Origin of the sequence: Neisseria sp. HMSC070A01, from assembly GCF_001810165.1 — a bacterium.
Classification (GTDB): domain Bacteria; phylum Pseudomonadota; class Gammaproteobacteria; order Burkholderiales; family Neisseriaceae; genus Neisseria.
Genome location: NZ_KV800126.1, coordinates 340475 through 357176, shown reverse-complemented (window position 1 = coordinate 357176; position 16702 = coordinate 340475). Strand labels below are relative to the sequence as shown.

Annotated in this window: 14 protein-coding genes; 8 read left to right on the top strand and 6 right to left on the bottom strand. The window is 52.1% G+C overall.

Annotated elements, in window-relative coordinates; all coding sequences use genetic code 11:
- Positions 1-20: 20 nt before the first annotated feature.
- The 3 genes from HMPREF2711_RS10280 to HMPREF2711_RS10270 all read right to left on the bottom strand — a co-directional run bounded on the left by HMPREF2711_RS10280 (position 21) and on the right by HMPREF2711_RS10270 (position 3134).
- A complete protein-coding gene (locus HMPREF2711_RS10280) occupies positions 21-1274 on the bottom strand; it encodes a glutamate-5-semialdehyde dehydrogenase (RefSeq protein WP_269208295.1) in 1254 nt (417 codons plus the stop codon).
- A gap of 6 nt (positions 1275-1280) precedes the next feature.
- A complete protein-coding gene (gene proB / locus HMPREF2711_RS10275) occupies positions 1281-2084 on the bottom strand; it encodes a glutamate 5-kinase (protein WP_003746044.1) in 804 nt (267 codons plus the stop codon).
- Positions 2085-2348: 264 nt separating this feature from the next.
- Positions 2349-3134, bottom strand: coding sequence for an inositol monophosphatase family protein (locus HMPREF2711_RS10270; protein WP_003746042.1), 786 nt, complete (start codon positions 3132-3134; stop codon positions 2349-2351).
- Between the two features lie 175 nt (positions 3135-3309).
- Between HMPREF2711_RS10270 and HMPREF2711_RS10265 the strand changes: the two genes are divergently transcribed.
- The 6 genes from HMPREF2711_RS10265 to HMPREF2711_RS10240 all read left to right on the top strand — a co-directional run bounded on the left by HMPREF2711_RS10265 (position 3310) and on the right by HMPREF2711_RS10240 (position 11434).
- Entirely contained in the window at positions 3310-4125 is an 816-nt protein-coding gene (locus HMPREF2711_RS10265; protein ID WP_003746040.1) for an RNA methyltransferase, read from the top strand.
- Positions 4126-4164: 39 nt separating this feature from the next.
- Positions 4165-5034, top strand: a complete 870-nt coding sequence (locus tag HMPREF2711_RS10260; RefSeq protein WP_070616169.1) for a DUF1853 family protein — start codon at positions 4165-4167, stop codon at positions 5032-5034.
- Positions 5035-5070: 36 nt separating this feature from the next.
- Positions 5071-6330 carry an RsmB/NOP family class I SAM-dependent RNA methyltransferase gene (locus HMPREF2711_RS10255; protein WP_070616167.1) on the top strand — a complete coding sequence of 420 codons (1260 nt, stop codon included), beginning with the start codon at positions 5071-5073 and terminating at the stop codon, positions 6328-6330.
- A gap of 304 nt (positions 6331-6634) precedes the next feature.
- Positions 6635-7864: a TolC family protein gene (locus tag HMPREF2711_RS10250; RefSeq protein WP_003746032.1), complete on the top strand. Its 1230-nt coding sequence runs from the start codon at positions 6635-6637 to the stop codon at positions 7862-7864.
- 43 nt (positions 7865-7907) lie between these two features.
- Positions 7908-10115: a type I secretion system permease/ATPase gene (locus HMPREF2711_RS10245; protein WP_003746030.1), complete on the top strand. Its 2208-nt coding sequence runs from the start codon at positions 7908-7910 to the stop codon at positions 10113-10115.
- A gap of 89 nt (positions 10116-10204) precedes the next feature.
- A complete protein-coding gene (locus HMPREF2711_RS10240; protein WP_070616165.1) occupies positions 10205-11434 on the top strand; it encodes an HlyD family type I secretion periplasmic adaptor subunit in 1230 nt (409 codons plus the stop codon).
- Positions 11435-11518: 84 nt separating this feature from the next.
- Here the strand turns inward: HMPREF2711_RS10240 and prfH are convergent, their stop codons facing one another.
- The 3 genes from prfH to pheA form a co-directional block, all read right to left on the bottom strand.
- Positions 11519-12157, bottom strand: coding sequence for a peptide chain release factor H (prfH, locus tag HMPREF2711_RS10235; RefSeq protein WP_070616163.1), 639 nt, complete (start codon positions 12155-12157; stop codon positions 11519-11521).
- 2 nt (positions 12158-12159) lie between these two features.
- A complete protein-coding gene (locus HMPREF2711_RS10230; protein WP_070616161.1) occupies positions 12160-13293 on the bottom strand; it encodes an RNA ligase RtcB family protein in 1134 nt (377 codons plus the stop codon).
- A gap of 397 nt (positions 13294-13690) precedes the next feature.
- Positions 13691-14779, bottom strand: coding sequence for a prephenate dehydratase (pheA, locus tag HMPREF2711_RS10225; RefSeq protein WP_070616159.1), 1089 nt, complete (start codon positions 14777-14779; stop codon positions 13691-13693).
- A gap of 171 nt (positions 14780-14950) precedes the next feature.
- On the opposite strand from pheA, the gene tsaE reads away from it, so the two are divergent.
- Both tsaE and HMPREF2711_RS10215 read left to right on the top strand, forming a co-directional pair.
- Positions 14951-15421: a tRNA (adenosine(37)-N6)-threonylcarbamoyltransferase complex ATPase subunit type 1 TsaE gene (tsaE, locus tag HMPREF2711_RS10220; protein ID WP_003746020.1), complete on the top strand. Its 471-nt coding sequence runs from the start codon at positions 14951-14953 to the stop codon at positions 15419-15421.
- Complete coding sequence (locus HMPREF2711_RS10215) at positions 15409-16656, top strand: N-acetylmuramoyl-L-alanine amidase (RefSeq protein WP_003746018.1); 1248 nt, start codon at positions 15409-15411, stop codon at positions 16654-16656. Before tsaE ends, HMPREF2711_RS10215 begins: the two co-directional genes overlap by 13 nt.
- Positions 16657-16702 lie beyond the last annotated feature (46 nt).

Sequence of the window (16702 nt, the reverse complement as noted above, 5' to 3'; positions counted from 1 at the left end):
ATGAAGTTGAGGGGCGTTTATCAACGTCGGATCTGACCTTTGCCGTTGATGTAGAACTTGGTCGAAGTCAGCGCTTCCAAACCCATCGGGCCGCGGGCGTGCATTTTTTGGGTGGAAATCCCGATTTCCGCGCCCAATCCGAACACAAAGCCGTCGGTAAACCGAGTGGACGCATTGACATAAACCGCCGCCGCATCAATGCTTTCTTGGAAAAACTCGGCATGGGCAATACTTTGGGTCACAATCGCTTCCGAGTGGTGCGTTGTATGGCCGTTAATCCAATCGACGGCTTCTTCCACTGATTTCACTATTTTGACCGACATAATATAGTCAAGAAACTCGGTACTATAATCTTCCTCGGTTGCCAAAACAGCATTTTTAAACATACGCAATGCTTCTTGATCGGCTCTAAATTCGACCGGATGCACTTTGGCAACAGCTTCTTCCAGTTTGGGCAAAAACGCCTCCGCTATCTTTTCATGAACAACCAAAGACTCCGCGGCATTGCACACGCTCGGACGCTGCGTTTTGGCGTTCACGACGATATTGACCGCCATCTCTAAATCGGCGCTGTCATCGACATAAATATGGCAATTGCCGACCCCGGTTTCAATGACGGGGACTTTCGATTTCTCTTTCACCGTCTGAATTAAGCGTGCACCGCCGCGCGGAATCAGCACATCAATATAATCGACTGCCTGCATCAATTCCTCGGCAGCGGCATGACTGGTATCTTCAACCAGCTGCACTACATCGGCATCTATTCCCGCTTGTACCAAAGTCTGCCTGATCACGGCAATCAATGCGGTATTGGAATGGATGGCATCGCGGCCGCCGCGCAAAATAATGGCATTGCCGGTTTTAAAGGCCAGAGAGAACGCATCGACCGAAACATTGGGGCGGCTTTCAAAAATCATGGCGACCACACCCAAAGGCACGCGTTTTTGAACTATCTTCAAACCGTCCAGATTGGTATAGCCGCGGACAACCTGCCCAATCGGGTCCTGCAAATCGGCAACCTGCCCAACGCCTTCCGCAATGCCTTTAATGCGTTCGTGATTCAAACGCAGCCTGTCGAGCATAATGTCCGAAATGCCGTTTTCTTTTGCAGCGGCCAAATCGCGGGCATTTTCTGCCAAAATCATCTCAGCCTGTTCAACCAAAGCCGTTGCAACCTGACGCAGCAGATTGTTTTTTTCTACGCTTCCCAAGCTGATCAACGTTTTACTGGCTTTTTGAGCATTCTTGCCCAACTGTTCGATATAGTTCATCAAACCTCCCTATTTCTCTTGTGCAAACCACGTTCCGATAGGCGCGCCATCTAAAACCTGAAGGATATCGCGCGGATTGGCGCTGTTCATCAACACCATCTGGCCGTGATGTTCAAACATCATCTGCGCGCTCTTAATCTTACTGAGCATACCGCCCGTACCAAACTTACTGCCCGAGCCGCCGGCAGAAGCAATAATTTCTTCGGTAATATCGGCAACATGGCTGCGCAGCTTGGCATCGGCGTGAACGGCCGGATTTTTATCAAACAAACCGTCAATATCGGACAACATAATCAGCAAATCTGCTTTAACGATTTTCGCCACGACTGCCGACAAACGGTCGTTATCGCCAAACTTGGTCGCATGGTCCATCTCGTCCACGCTGACCGCGTCATTCTCATTGACAATAGGGATGACACCGATGGAAAGCAGGGATTCAAAAGCATTGGTAACGTTTGCCAAACTTTCCGGATATTCGACCACATCGCGCGTCAGCAGGATTTGCGATACCGTCATCCGATAATGGGAAAAAATCTGCGAGTAAAGGCTCATCATGGCCACTTGGCCGACGCTGGAAACAGCCTGCTGCTGCGCCATGTCCGCCGGACGTTTTTCCATATTGAGGACATTCAGCCCAAAGCCCATCGCGCCGGAAGACACCAGCACAATTTCTTTGCCCTTTCCGACCAGGCTGGAAATGACAAAGGCCAGTTGGTCGATTTTTGCCAAATTGATTTTACCGTTTGGCAACACCAAAGAACTGGTTCCAATCTTAATGACAATGCGTTTTACTGCTTCAAAATCTCGTTTCATTATTCTCCTCTGCTTTCTATTTTTATGATTGCAAGCGGCATTATTTCAGCCAAACGTATCTACATCATAACTGCGAAGCAATAGAAAATACAGACAAAATTAAAAAGTGCCTCCTTCAAAAGCCATATTTTCAGCTCTTATCCGAATCCATTAACAACAAAACAAAAGGCCGTCTGAAATCCTATTTCAGGTTTCAGACGGCCTTTTACCGATTATTGAAACTCTAGTCTGCAAAGATAAATACAGACCGTTCCCTACAAACGTTTATTGGTGGTCAAAAATAATTTTCAGCATTTGCGCCAATACTTTAGGATTGGCCGCAACGATGTCACCGCTTTCCAGCCAGCCTTCATTGCCGGACATATCGGTAACGATACCGCCTGCTTCTTGGACAATCAATGCACCGGCGGCAATATCCCAAGGTTTGAGATTAAACTCAAAGAAACCGTCCAAACGGCCGGCCGCAACGGCACACAAATCCAAAGAAGCCGCGCCTTCACGACGGCCGCCGGCGGTTTTTGCCAAGAAATCTTTCAAAATTGCCAGATACTTGTCCATCATGCTTTGATCGACAACAGGGAAGCCGGTGCCGATCAGGCAGCGGTTCAATTCGATGCGGTTGGAGACACGGATGCGGCGGTCGTTGAGCAACGCGCCTTTGCCACGGGAAGCCATGTATACGTCGTTGCGTTCAGGTGCGTACACCAAAGCTTCTTGCAACACGCCTTTGTGCAGGAGTGCCATAGAGATGGCGTATTGAGGATGGCCGTGGAGGAAGTTGGTTGTGCCGTCGAGCGGGTCGATAATCCATTCGTACTCGGCGGTGGCTTTACCGTGGGAGCCGCCTTCTTCGCAAGTGATTTTATGATGCGGATAGGCTTCTTTGAGCGCTTCCACCAAAATCATCTCGGAGCTGCGGTCAACATCGGAAACGAAGTCGTTGAATGCTTTGCTGTCTACTTTGACGGCATCCAGATTGCCGGCGGCGCGAATCATCATTTGCCCTGCTTTACGGGCGGCTTTGAAAGCGGTATTTAAAAACGGATTCATGGTTTTCTTCCTAATTCAGGTAAAATACGCCCTAATGCGCCGAACATGGCACACAAGAGGCTGTTAATCGTTTCCGATGCTGTTAAAGAACATTTCAGACGGCATGGGAAAAGGCCGTCTGAAAACAAAAAGATGGCGCATTATACCTGATTCCCGTACAAACAGAAAACAAAACATGACTTCCGAAAAACCCGCCCTGCCCGCTTACCTAGACAACATCCGCATCATCCTCACGCGCACCAGCCATCCTTCCAATATCGGCTCCGCCGCACGCGCCATGAAAACAATGGGCCTGCACAAACTGACCATCGTCGCCCCCAATCTGATGGCAACGCCGATGACGGAAAATCCGCCCGTATTCGATCCGGAGCATCCGCAATCGTTTAAATTACCGGAAGAAAGTTTCATCCTCGCTTCCGGCGCGGCAGACGTTTTGGAAAATGCCACCATTGCCGCCTCTTTGGACGAAGCCCTTGCCGACACCACCATCGCCTGCGCCCTGACCAGCCGCCGCCGCGAAATTACTGCACCGCTGCAAACCCCGCGCGAGTTAGTACCCGAATTACTGCAGGCCACCAACCGCGGCGAGAAAGTGGCGCTGGTCTTTGGTAACGAAACGTTCGGTTTGAGCATCGAAGAAGTCCAAGCCTGCAACCGCCTGATGACCATCAACGGCAACCCCGACTATTTCTCGCTCAACCTTGCCCAAGCCGTGCAGGTCGTGTGCTACGAAATCTTCAGCCAAACCGATTCGCCCATGACCCATCTGCAACAGGAAGACCACGCCGCGACCCATGAGCAAATCAAAGGCATGGTCGCCCACATGGAAAGCGTGATGAACGACATCGGCTTTTTCAACCGCCGCAACGGCGAACGCCTGATGCGCCGAATGCAAAGCCTGTTCGGACGCGCCAATACACAAACCGAAGACATCGACATCCTGCGCGGTTTTTTCAATACCGTCAGCCACCGTATCCATAAAAAAGACTGATTAAGGCCGTCTGAAAACATTTCCAGCTTTTCAGACGGCATGACTGATATTCGGATAAGCATGAATTACGCCCTAGACGCATTATGGTGGAAACTCACCAGCCAACCCGTCCGCGACCTCGCCTCGCTGCTGACTGCGCCGCCTTTGTGGCAAAGCGGTTGCGAATTGAGCGTGCGCGAACTATTGGGGGAACACGGTTTCCGCTATCTTTTGGCATTGGACGCCGATCCCGCTCCGCTAAAGGAACATCTTGCCCAACGCGCCCCGTTCGGACACCGTCTCGGCATTTATGCCGAAGAGTTGCTGGCTTTTTGGTTTGCCAACGCGCCGCACGCCAAACTGCACGCATACAATCTGCCCGTTTTTTCAGACGGCCAAACTTTAGGCGCCGCTGATTTTGTCGTTTCCCTCAACCAACAGCCCTACCATATCGAGCTGGCGTGTAAATACTACGGCGGAGACCAAGTGCAAAACCTGCGCGGCCTCAACACTAAAGACACGCTGACGGACAAAGCCGCCAAACTGGTGCAGCAATCCCAGCTGCTGCATACGCCGCAAGGCAAAGCAACCTTAGTTGCACAAGGTCTGCCTGAAAATCCGCTCCCCACTTCCATCGTGCGCGGCATCGGATTTTTTCCACAAGGTTTCCATGCTTTTGAGCCGCCGCTTAACCCATACGGCTGGCGCGGCATCTATATTCAAGATTGGAAGGAATACGGGTTTGAACGCCAAGAAGCGCGTTATCACTTGCTCGACCGCATGGCCTATCTTGCACCTGCGCGTGTTGCCGAAACCGAAACATTGAATGCAACCGAAATCCGCCGTATCAACCAAGGCTTGATTGCCATTTTGGAATTACGGCCGGACGGCTTTTGGCACGAAATCGAACGCATCATGAAAGCCGTCTGAAACCCTTTACTAACTTTAAGAGAAACCCATTACATTATGAACGCCGCACAACTCGACCATACCGCAAAAGTTTTGGCTGAAATGCTGACTTTCAAACAGCCTTCCGATGCCGTCCTCTCCGCCTACTTCCGCGAACACAAAAAACTCGGCCGCCAAGACCGCCATGAAATCGCCGAAACCGCCTTTGCCGCGCTGCGCCACTATCAAAAAATCAGCACCGCCCTGCGCCGTCCGCACGCGCAGCCGCGCAAAGCCGCTCTTGCCGCGCTGGTTCTCGGCAGAAGCACCAATATCAGCCAAATCAAAGGCCTGCTTGATGAAGAAGAAACAGCGTTCCTCGGCAATTTGAAAGCCCGTAAAACCGAGTTTTCAGACGGCCTAAATACCGCCGCAGAATTGCCGCAATGGCTGGTGGAACAACTGCAACAGCATTGGAGCGAAGAAGAAATCCTCACCTTCGGCCGCAGCATCAACCAACCTGCCCCGCTCGACATCCGCGTCAATACCTTGAAAGGCAAACGAGATAAAATATTGCCATTGTTGCAGGCTGAAAGTGTCGATGCAGAGGCAACGCCTTATTCGCCTTGGGGCATCCGCCTGAAAAACAAAATCGCGCTTAACAAACACGAACTGTTTTTAGACGGCACGCTGGAAGTCCAAGACGAAGGCAGCCAGCTGCTTGCCTTATTGGTGGGTGCAAAACGCGGCGAAATCATTGTCGATTTCTGTGCCGGCGCCGGCGGTAAAACCTTGGCTGTCGGCGCACAAATGGCCAACAAAGGCAGAATCTACGCCTTCGACATCGCCGAAAAACGCCTTGCCAACCTCAAACCGCGCATGACCCGTGCCGGACTGACCAACATCCACCCCGAACGCATCAGCAGCGAACACGATACCCGTATCGCCCGACTGGCAGGCAAAGCCGACCGCGTATTGGTGGACGCGCCCTGCTCCGGTTTGGGTACTTTACGCCGCAACCCCGACCTCAAATACCGCCAATCCGCCGAGACCGTGGCCAACCTTTTGGAACAGCAACACAGCATCCTCAATGCCGCCTCCAAACTGGTGAAACCGCAAGGCCGCTTGGTGTACGCCACCTGCAGCGTGTTGCCGGAAGAAAACGAGCTGCAAGTCGAACGTTTCCTGTCCGAACATCCCGAATTTGAACTCGTCAACTGCGCCGAACTGCTGCAAAGTCTGAAGGTCGATTTGGATACCGGCAAATACCTGCGCCTCAACTCCGGAGAACACCAAACCGACGGCTTCTTTGCCGCTGTATTGCAACGTAAGGATTAAGGTTGAAAAAAGGCCGTCTGAATTCCTTTCAGACGGCCTTATCGATAGTTTTCTTACATTAAAACCATAAATTACGATAGTCGCGCTTTGCAATAATATACTTTGAGGCCTGTATCTCGACCTTTTATCAGAATATTGTGAAAAGCCGGAAAAAATGCTTTATGCTTTGTAAATGTATGTGTTCTCGTTCAAAATTCGCCCGGTCATGCCTCAAGCGATACCCGATACAGACAACGATAATATATAAATCATTTGGTTGAAAATCATGTCGCATATTTATTCTTTCCCCACAAAGCCCCGTTTATTGTCATCGGCCGTTGCCGTCGCCTGCTGTCTGCTGCCGTTTCAGACGGCCTCTGCATACAGCCTGCAAGACATCCTCAGGGATGCTTTAATCAGCGACCCGATTGTGCGTGAAGCCAAAGCCACTCAAGAAGCAGCGCAAAGCACGACTAAAGCCACGCGTGCGCGCCATTACCCCGTTGTTACCCTGACCGGCACGAAAGTGCTGGCGCAACACAATAAATACACCAGCAACGATATGGAAGACGGCGTCGGCGTACGCGGCAGCCTGAACATCTATTCATGGGGCGCGATTGAAGCCGCCGTCCGCCGCGACCGCAGCCGCGAAGAATACTATCAACACAAATACACCGAAAGCCAAGAGCAGCTGGGAAGCGATATCGGCCGCCTCTATCTGAGCGCATTGCGTGCAAAAGAAACCCTGATTCTTAACGAGCAGACTTTGGCGCGCCACAACAACCTCTTAAAAGACTTAAATACCATCGTCAAATATGATGCCGGCCGCCGTTCCGAGTTGATTGAAGCGCGCGCGCGCCAACTACAAGTGGCCAACATCATTGCCCAACAACGCCGCACCATGGATTTGGCGCTGAGCCGCCTGTCCCGCTACACCTCGCGCCAACTGACTGCCAACGATTTGGAAGATCCGTTTAAAAACGACACGGCAAAATCCATCAGCGAACGCTTCAGCAGCCCCAACCGCAACAATAATCCGTCCTATCAGGCGCAGTTGGCCGAGCGCGACAGCGTCCGTGCCGACTTGGACGCCTCCAAAGCCGAACGGCTGCCTGCCCTCAATTTGGAAGGCAGTGCAACGCGCAACACCAAACAGCTTTATTTAAATGTTGCATGGAATGTGCTGGATATTGCCGCCCGACACAATGTAGAGCGTAATGCCAAATCATTGATTGCCGCAGAAGCCAAATCCGAACAAATCCTGCGCGACATGAACGAACGCGTCCAAACGTCTGCCATCGATATGCAGGAAAGCGAGCAGCGTGCCGCGCTGACGGCGCAACACATCGCCGCCCAAAAAGAAGTCATCAAAGTGTACGAATTGCAGTTTAAAATCGCCCGACGTACGCTGACCGACGTTTTGAGCGCATACAGCGAGTTATCTTCCATCGAACAAGATTACGTCGCCGCCCGCAACGATTTCCGCGATGCGGCGCTCGACTATTTAAATACCCAAGCCAAAATCTCCGCTTGGGTCGGTTTGGCACAAAAATAAAGCCATATCCGCCGGTTAAACCAAAAACATTACGCGAAAAAATATGAAAGCTATCATTGAACACATCGTTTTAGTGACCCGCCTTTTAGGTGCACCCGTATCCGAAGCCGCTTTGTCCGCCGAAGTCGTACGCGATAAAAAGCTCAAGGTCAACTATCACTCACTGGTCGAAGTCCTGCGCAGCCACGGCTTTGAAAACACCTTGTCCAAACGCAATCTGGAAGACATCCCCTCGCTCGCCGTGCCGGTCATGATTATCCTGCACAACGAAGAGGCCGCGGTTATCACCCAAATCGAAGGTTCCGGCCAAGAGCGCAAATACCATATCCGCCAGGTTGACGGTTTGGAACAGGAACTCAGCCACGAGCAGCTCTCCGGCCTGTATTTGGGCTACTGCTGGTTTATCAAACCCAAAATGGCTACCGATATGCGCTCGGAGCTGCCTGAATACCATTTGCCCAAAGCATGGTTTTGGAAAGTTATTTGGCGTTTCCGCAGCTACTACTACCAAGTCATCTTGGCCACCATCATCATTAACTTCCTTGCGCTCGTCAGCTCCCTGTATGTGATGAATGTGTACGACCGCGTGATTCCCAACCAAGCCTATGAAACCTTATGGGTATTGAGTATCGGCGTGGTCTTGGCGATTTTGTTTGAGTTTGCCGCCAAGATGATCCGCGGCCACTTGACCGATATTGCCGGTAAAAAAGCCGACCTGATCATCAGCTCCGCTTTATTCCGCCGAGTGATGGCATTGCGTCTGGCAGACCGTCCCGCTTCTTCCGGTTCATACGCCAGCAATTTGCGCGAATTTGAAGCCGTGCGCGAGTTCATGACCAGTGCCAGCTTGTTGACCATCGTCGACTTGCCTTTCCTGTTGCTGTTTATCTTCGTAATTTCCATGGTCGGTGGCAAACTGGCACTCGTTCCCCTGACCATCATTCCGATTGTCGTGATTGTCGGTTTTGTCGTACAACGCCCGCTCTCTCGCCACATCAACGAATCGATGAAAGAAGGTTCGCAACGCTCCGGCCTTGCCGTTGAAGCCATCGAAGGCATCGAAACCCTAAAAACCAACAACGCCACATCTTGGGCGCAACAACGCTGGGACGAATACACCGCCAAAACTTCCGCTTCTTCCATCAAAGTCAAAGACACCAGCAACTTCATGGTCAACTTCGCCGTCGCCATGCAGCAGCTCAATACCGTCTTCCTGGTCGTCGTCGGCACCTATCTGATTCATGCCGACAACCATGCGGAACGCATCACCATGGGTGCATTGATTGCCTCCGTGATTCTGTCCGGCCGCGCTTTGGCGCCGTTGGCACAAATCGCCGGTTTGGCCACCCGCTTCCAACAGGCCAAACTTGCCCTCAAAGGCGTAAACGACATCGTTACCCGCCCTATCGAGCGCAATCCGGAACGCAAATACATTACTTTGGACAACGTTCAGGGCAATATTACCTTTGAAAACGTATCGTTCAAATATCAAGCCGACAACAACAGCGCCGTCGAAGATTTGCGCCTGACCATCAAGCCGGGGGAAAAAGTCGGTATTTTGGGACGTATCGGCAGCGGTAAAAGCACCATGCTCAAACTGGCCAGCGGTCTGTACGACACTGAAAAAGGCAACGTTACCCTTGACGGCGTCGATATGCGCCAGCTTGACCCCAACTTCCTGCGCGACCAAGTCCTACTGCTGAGCCAATCGCCACGCCTGTTCCTCGGTACATTGCGCGAAAACATGGACTTAGCGCGTACCGGCAGCTACTCTACCGACCAAGACCTGCTGATTGCGCTCAACCGCTTCGGCCTCGACAAAATCATCCGCAACCATCCGCGCGGTTTGGATATGCCTTTAGGTGAAGACGGCTTGGGCTTGTCCGGCGGTCAAAAACAAATCATCGCCCTGGCGCGCATGACCTTGCGCAATCCGAAAGTCGTCCTGCTGGACGAGCCGACCACCAGCCTGGACCAGGCTACCGAACGTATGGCACTCAATGCCATCGCCCAATGGGGTCGCAACCGCACCATGCTTTTGGTAACCCACCGTCCGCAAGTGCTGCAAATCGTCAACCGCATCATTGTCATGGACAATGGTAAAGTCGTGATGGACGGCCCGCGCGACCTGGTATTGCAAAAACTCATGCAAAACGAACAGGCCAAAGCAGCCAACGTCAAACAACAGCAACAAGCTGTCAACGCCAAACAGCAACAACAAGCCGCCGCCCCTCAATCGGCAGCACAATAAAGCAAAAGGCCGTCTGAAAACCTACTTACCCTTTCAGACGGCCTGCCCTAATGGTTAAAATCCACCAAACACAATAAAGACACACGATTATGAGCCGCGAAAACAACGTCAAATCCAAAGACCTACACCTCATCAATGACCTCAACGCCGCCCTTCAAAAAGAAAAACACAGCGGTCAATTTTGGGTCATCATCCTTTTCTTCATTTTCCTGGTTGTCTTCGTTATTTGGGCTTACAACAGCCCGGTCGAAGAAGTGACCCGCGGCAACGGCAATATCATTCCCAGCAGCCGTGAGCAAGTGATTCAAAGCCTCGACCCCGGCATCGTAACCGAAATCATGGTTAAAGAAGGCGATATGGTCGAGAAAGATCAGATTCTGATGAAACTCGACGACACGCGCAGCTCCGCCGTTTTGCGTGAAAGCGAAGCCAAAGTCGAAAACCTCGAAGCCACCGTTGCCCGCCTTAAAGCCGAGGCCTACGGCACCAAGCTCTCCTTTCCTGACAGCGTGGGTCCCGAGCTTCGCCGTCGCGAAATCGCCGCCTACAAAGCACGCCGTCAAGCCATGACCGACGCCGTCAACGGCCTTTCCCAAAGCAAAGCCGCACTTGACCGCGAAATCGCCATTACCGCCCCCATGGTTGCCGAAGGCGTGGTTTCCGAAGTCGAACTCTTAAGAATGCGCCGTGAGTCTGCCGACTTGGCCACCCAAATTTCCGAGCGCCGCAACCGCTACAAAGCCGATGCCAACAACGAACTTTTGCAAGCCGAATCCGAGCTGGCGCAATCCAAAGAAAACGTTGCCATGCGCGCCGACCCGGTTGAACGCTCGCAAATCCGCGCACCTATGCGCGGCATCGTCAAAGGCATAAAAGTCACCACCATCGGCGGCGTTGTGAACGCAGGCGAAGACATCATGCAAATCGTCCCGGTTGACGACAAACTGCTGGTCGAAGCCTATATCCGCCCGCAAGACATCGCCTTTATCCGCGCAGGCCAACCTGCATTGGTTAAAGTCAGCGCATACGACTACTCCATCTACGGCGGTTTGGAAGGCAAAGTTACCCTCGTCGGCGCCGATACCGTCAGCAATTCCATGCAAAACCGTGCCAACGACCTGAAACTCGACCCTAACCAAGTCTATTATCGTGTTCTCGTCCAAACCGAAAACAACTCACTGAAAGACAAAAACGGCAAACCTATGCCGATTATTCCGGGCATGGTTGCAACGGTAGATATCAAAACCGGCGAAAAAACCATCTTCCAATACCTGATCAAACCGATTACGCGTATGAAACAAGCGTTGAGCGAACGCTAATCGATAAAACGATAAAAGGCCGTCTGAAAGTTTTCAGACGGCCTTTTATTTATGTTTTAAATGCCTGTTTACCCGGCAGGCAAATTACTTCTCCTTAAAAGCAGTACCGACAAACGTCCTTTTCGGATTACCGCGCTCAACTTGATAGAGTTGCGCATGCTGCTCCTGCGCAAAATTTCCTGCCTGTCCGGCATGATGCTCCGCCAGCTTTTGCGCCAAGAGCATTACCGCCAATTTTTTATTGGCATGCTGGCTGCGTTCGCTCTCGACCCATACGGAAATGCCGCTTTCTTTATGGGTAGCGCGGACGGTGCTTTCGGTTTTATTGACGTGTTGCCCACCCTTGCCACCTGAACGGCAGGTTTGGAACTCGATTCCGTTTTCAGACGGCATTTCATACGTCTGCGGCATATCGGGCAAGCGGAAAACGCCTATGTACCAATTTTTGCGCGGATATTTCGGGCGAACAGGGCTAGGGCATACCCATTGGAGCGTCCCCTGCCAAGTTTGCGCTAGGCTTTCGGCTTTTTGCCCTGCCAATTTGAGTGTTGCCGACAAAATGCCGTGCTTATCGGTGGTTTCGGTAACAAGTTCGGCATCAATGTCTTTTGCTTGAGCTTCGGCAAGCAATTTGGCCAAGACGAAACGGGCAAATATGCGGCACTCTGCCGGCCCTTGCGCGGTGGAAATTTGCAGATAAACCGCTGGTGTATTCTGTTTCATCTTTACGCTCCACACTCGCCGCCGGTTTTATAAGTCAAAACAGGCTTGAACCGCGCGACCAATTCAATCAAACCTGCGTTTTTCATGGCGGCAATAACGCTGTCAATACTTTTATAAGCCTGTGGCGCTTCTTCAAAAATCAGGGCCTTATCCTGACAGACGACTACGCTGCCAAATTCGGTCTGGCGCAGGCTGTCGGCAGTATATTTGTGCGACAGCCTGCCTTTGCATTCGCCGCGCTGCCACTTCCGACCTGCGCCGTGAGCCAAGGTATTTAACGAAATTTGGCAGTCTTCAGCAGGTCGGACCAGATAGCTGTAATCGCCGCGCGAGCCGGGTATTATGACCAAGCCTTTATCGGTGGGCGTTGCGCCTTTTCGGTGCAGCCAACCGGTTGTGCCGTCAATCTCGGTTTGTTCCAAAAAATTATGATGGACATCAAGCAGGCATGTTCCTTCTGCGTGCCAACGGTCGAGCATTCTGGCCGCAATCAAACGGCGGTTAAGGCTGGCAAATTCAAGGGCTGTTTGGTGTTCGGCAAGATAGGCTGCCGCCGCTTCGCCCTCTTCCGCCAAACCTTGATGCCCGAAGGTGGCAATATGGCGTTGCAAAATCTGCTGGCCCAATCCGCGCGAACCGCTATGCACCAACAGTTGCAAATGGTTTTCATCGAAATCGGGCGGAAGCAGATCGGCGCGATAAACGGTATCAACGGTTTGCAACTCGGCAAAATGGTTGCCGCCGCCAATCGTACCCACGGCAAGATCGTCTGAAAATTGGTGCATATCGACAGCGTCGCCTAATAAATCGACCTGTTCGTCCTTGTCTAGCGGCGTATCGATATTGCCCAGCTGTTTGACGAGTTTGGCTGGTTTGAGTTTGGCTGCGCGTAAATCGGTCTGCCAAAACGCCATGCCGCAACCGATGTCGTTCCCAATCAGGGCAGGATAAAAATGACGGTCGCTGAAAAATGCCGCGCCAACCGGATAACCGCGCCCTGCGTGTAAATCCGGCATTCCGGCAACGCGCAACATATGCGGTAATCGTGCGGTGGTTTCAAGCTGTGCGACAGCGTTGCCTTCAATCCATGTATTTGAATCGGCAATAATTTGAATATGATGGGGATAATTGCCCATGTGTTTATGCTTTCTTTAAAACGGATAGAAACCGTCAGCAGATGACAATAAATATCCACCGTCTGCGAAATGCTCAGACGGCCTGGTTTCTATCCGATAATCGTAAGGAAAGCAGCCCGAAGCGGGCGACATGGAATGCAAAAAGCGTTATCCGAAAATCAGACCGACGCTTGGGCTGCAAAGAATGTGATTGAGCGGATTGAAGTATTGCGTGTCATGACTTGCTCCTTTCTTTGCATGAAAATATTAAAAACGTTCGGATTATAGAGGGTTCATTTCCAATCATGCAAACTTACTGACATCAATCTGCCAATAATGTTGCATAAATGGCAACTATTGAGAACATAATTTAGGCCGTCTGAAAACTTTTCAGACGGCCTTTGATACCCAATAATCCTTACAAAACAACGGTCGGATAAGAGCCGACAACTTTCACGAAGGAAGCGCGTTCGCCCAAAAGCTGCAAGGCTTTTTGGACATTTTCATCGCTTTGATGGCCTTCGATGTCGATGAAGAACAGGTATTCCCACAAAACCGATTTGCTTGGGCGGCTTTCAAATTTGGTCATGGAAATGCCTAATTCGGTGAAAGGTTGCAGCAAAGCAGTAACGGCACCGGCACGGTTGGGCGCGGAGACGACCAAAGAAGTTTTGTCGTTGCCGCTACGGCCTGTGTCTTGATGGCCCATCACCAAGAAGCGCGTGGTGTTGTTCGGCTCGTCTTCGATACACTCGGCGGCAAAGCTCAACTGATAAATTTCCGCGGCGATACGTCCGGCAATGGCGGCTACATTCGGGCTGTCAGACTCGGCAACCAAACGCGCCGCTTCGGCATTGCTGGCTACGGCGATACGCTCGGCATTGGGCAGGTTGTGGCCGAGCCAGTCGTTGCATTGCGCCAAGGCTTGGGCATGGGCGAAAACTTTGGTAATGCCGCCGATTTCGTGGCTGTCTTTACGCAGCAGGTTGTGATGAATGCGGACAACCACTTCGCCGCAGGCTTTCAACGCGGTTACGGCCAGCAAGTCCAAAGTACGGCCCACCGAGCCTTCGGTCGAGTTTTCCACCGGCGCCACTAAATAATCGGCTTGGCGCGTTTCGACCTGTTTGAAGCAGTTGTCGATGGTAGTACACGCCATGGTGTGTGCGGCGTGGCCGAAATGTTTGATGGCGGCTTGCTGGGTAAATGTCCCCTTCGGACCCAAATAGGCAATCGTCAGCGGACGCTCCACCGCCAAACATTCGCTCATAATCTCGCGAAACAGTCGAGTAACTGATTCATCAGGCAAAGGGCCGCGGTTCAAATCCTGAATCCGGCGTAAAACGGCCACTTCCCGTTCAGGACGGTACACCGCGCCTGTCCCTTTCAATTCGCCGATAGCATGCGCATGACCGGCGCGCTCGTTGAGCAAACGGAGGATTTCCGCATCGATGCTGTCGATGGCATTGCGGTGCGGCAATAATTGTTCGTCTATGGATAAAGGCATAAGCTGTCTCGCAATTTTGTGAGGGATATTTTCATTTTAACATTAAAGGCCGTCTGAATTCCGTTTTCAGACGGCCTCAACACTATCTTTATCTAACTTTATCGTCTATCAGGTTTGCAAACGCCTCCAATTCCATCATAATTAAGCCTTTTAAACGACAAGGCCTATTCCATGCACTCAAACGGACTGTACACCCGTTTTCTGCCCGATGAAGAAGCAACCCTGAAACTGGGTGAAGAATGGAGCAAGCAGCTTTCCGCTCCGCTGACCATCTATCTTGAAGGCGGGCTGGGTGCAGGCAAAACCACGCTGACACGCGGGATTTTGCGCGGACTGGGGTATACTGGTGCAGTCAAAAGCCCGACTTACACCATTGTCGAATCTTATCCGCTGGATACATTCACCCTCCACCATTTCGACCTCTACCGCTTTACTATGCCCGAGGAATGGGAAGATGCCGGTTTGGACGAATTGTTTGCGCCCGACAGCATCTGCCTCATCGAATGGCCGCAGCAAGGCGGGGAATTCACACCTCCGGCAGACATTACCATTACATTGACGTACACCGATAAGGGCAGAACCTGCACCTTTTCCGCCCACACAAACCAAGGCCGAAAAAGTTTAGAATCATGGTCAAATTAACTAGAAGACACATTCTCCGTCAAGGCACAGGACTATTTCTCACCCTCACGCCCGTTGGTGCCGCATTGGCCAAACCGGCCTCTCCTGCGCAATTCCTTGCCGTCCGCATTTGGCCGGCGAACGCCTACACACGCGTTACCCTTGAGAGCAACCACTCGATGAAATACCAACATTTTATGTTGGACAACCCCAACCGGTTGGTTGTGGATATTCAAGGAGCGGAAATCAACAGCGTCCTGCAAGGCATTTCCAGCAAAGTGCTGTCTGACGACCCTTTCATCCGCAGCATCCGCGCCGGTCAAAATACGCCCAGCACCGTGCGTATCGTCATCGACCTCAAACAAAGCACCCATCCGCAAGTCTTTGCGCTCGCCCCCGTCGGCAACTTCAGAAACCGCTTGGTTATCGACCTCTATCCGCACGGCGCAGATGCCAACGACCCGATGATGGCCCTGCTCAACGGCAGCGTCCCCAAACAACGTCCCAATACCAACACCGCATACGACACCCCTGCCCCTAAAAGCAATCGCGGCAGCGGCGGCAACCGCCGTCCCGTGATCATGCTCGACCCCGGCCACGGCGGCGAAGACCCCGGTGCCATCGGACCGAGCGGCCTCAAAGAGAAAAACGTCGTACTCTCCATCGCACGCGAAACCAAAAAACGCCTCGAAGCCTTGGGTTACAACGTATTCATGACGCGCAACGAAGACATCTTCATTCCCTTGGGCATCCGCGTCGCCAAAGGCCGCGCGCGCAATGCCGACGTATTTGTTTCCATTCACGCCGATGCCTTTACCAGCCCGTCCGCACGCGGTACCGGCGTGTACATGCTCAATACCAAAGGCGCGACCAGCTCGGCGGCAAAATTCCTGGCCCAAACTCAAAACAACGCCGACGCCATCGGCGGCATTCAGACCAGTGGCAACCGCAATGTTGACAACACGATTTTGGACATGACCCAAACCGCAACCCTGCGCGACAGCCGCAAACTCGGCCATTTGGTGCTGACCGAATTGGGTAAACTCAACCAACTGCACAAAGGCCGCGTTGACGAAGCCAACTTTGCCGTCCTTCGCGCTCCGGACGTTCCGTCCATTTTGGTGGAAACCGCCTTCCTCTCCAACCCTACCGAAGAGCGGCTGCTCGGCAGCGAATCATTCCGCCAACAATGCGCCCAAGCCATTGCATCAGGCATTCAAAAATACATCAATACCGCCGTTTTACGCCGCGGATAATGGCTTGATGAAACAAAGGCCGTCTGAAAAATTTTCAGACGGCCTT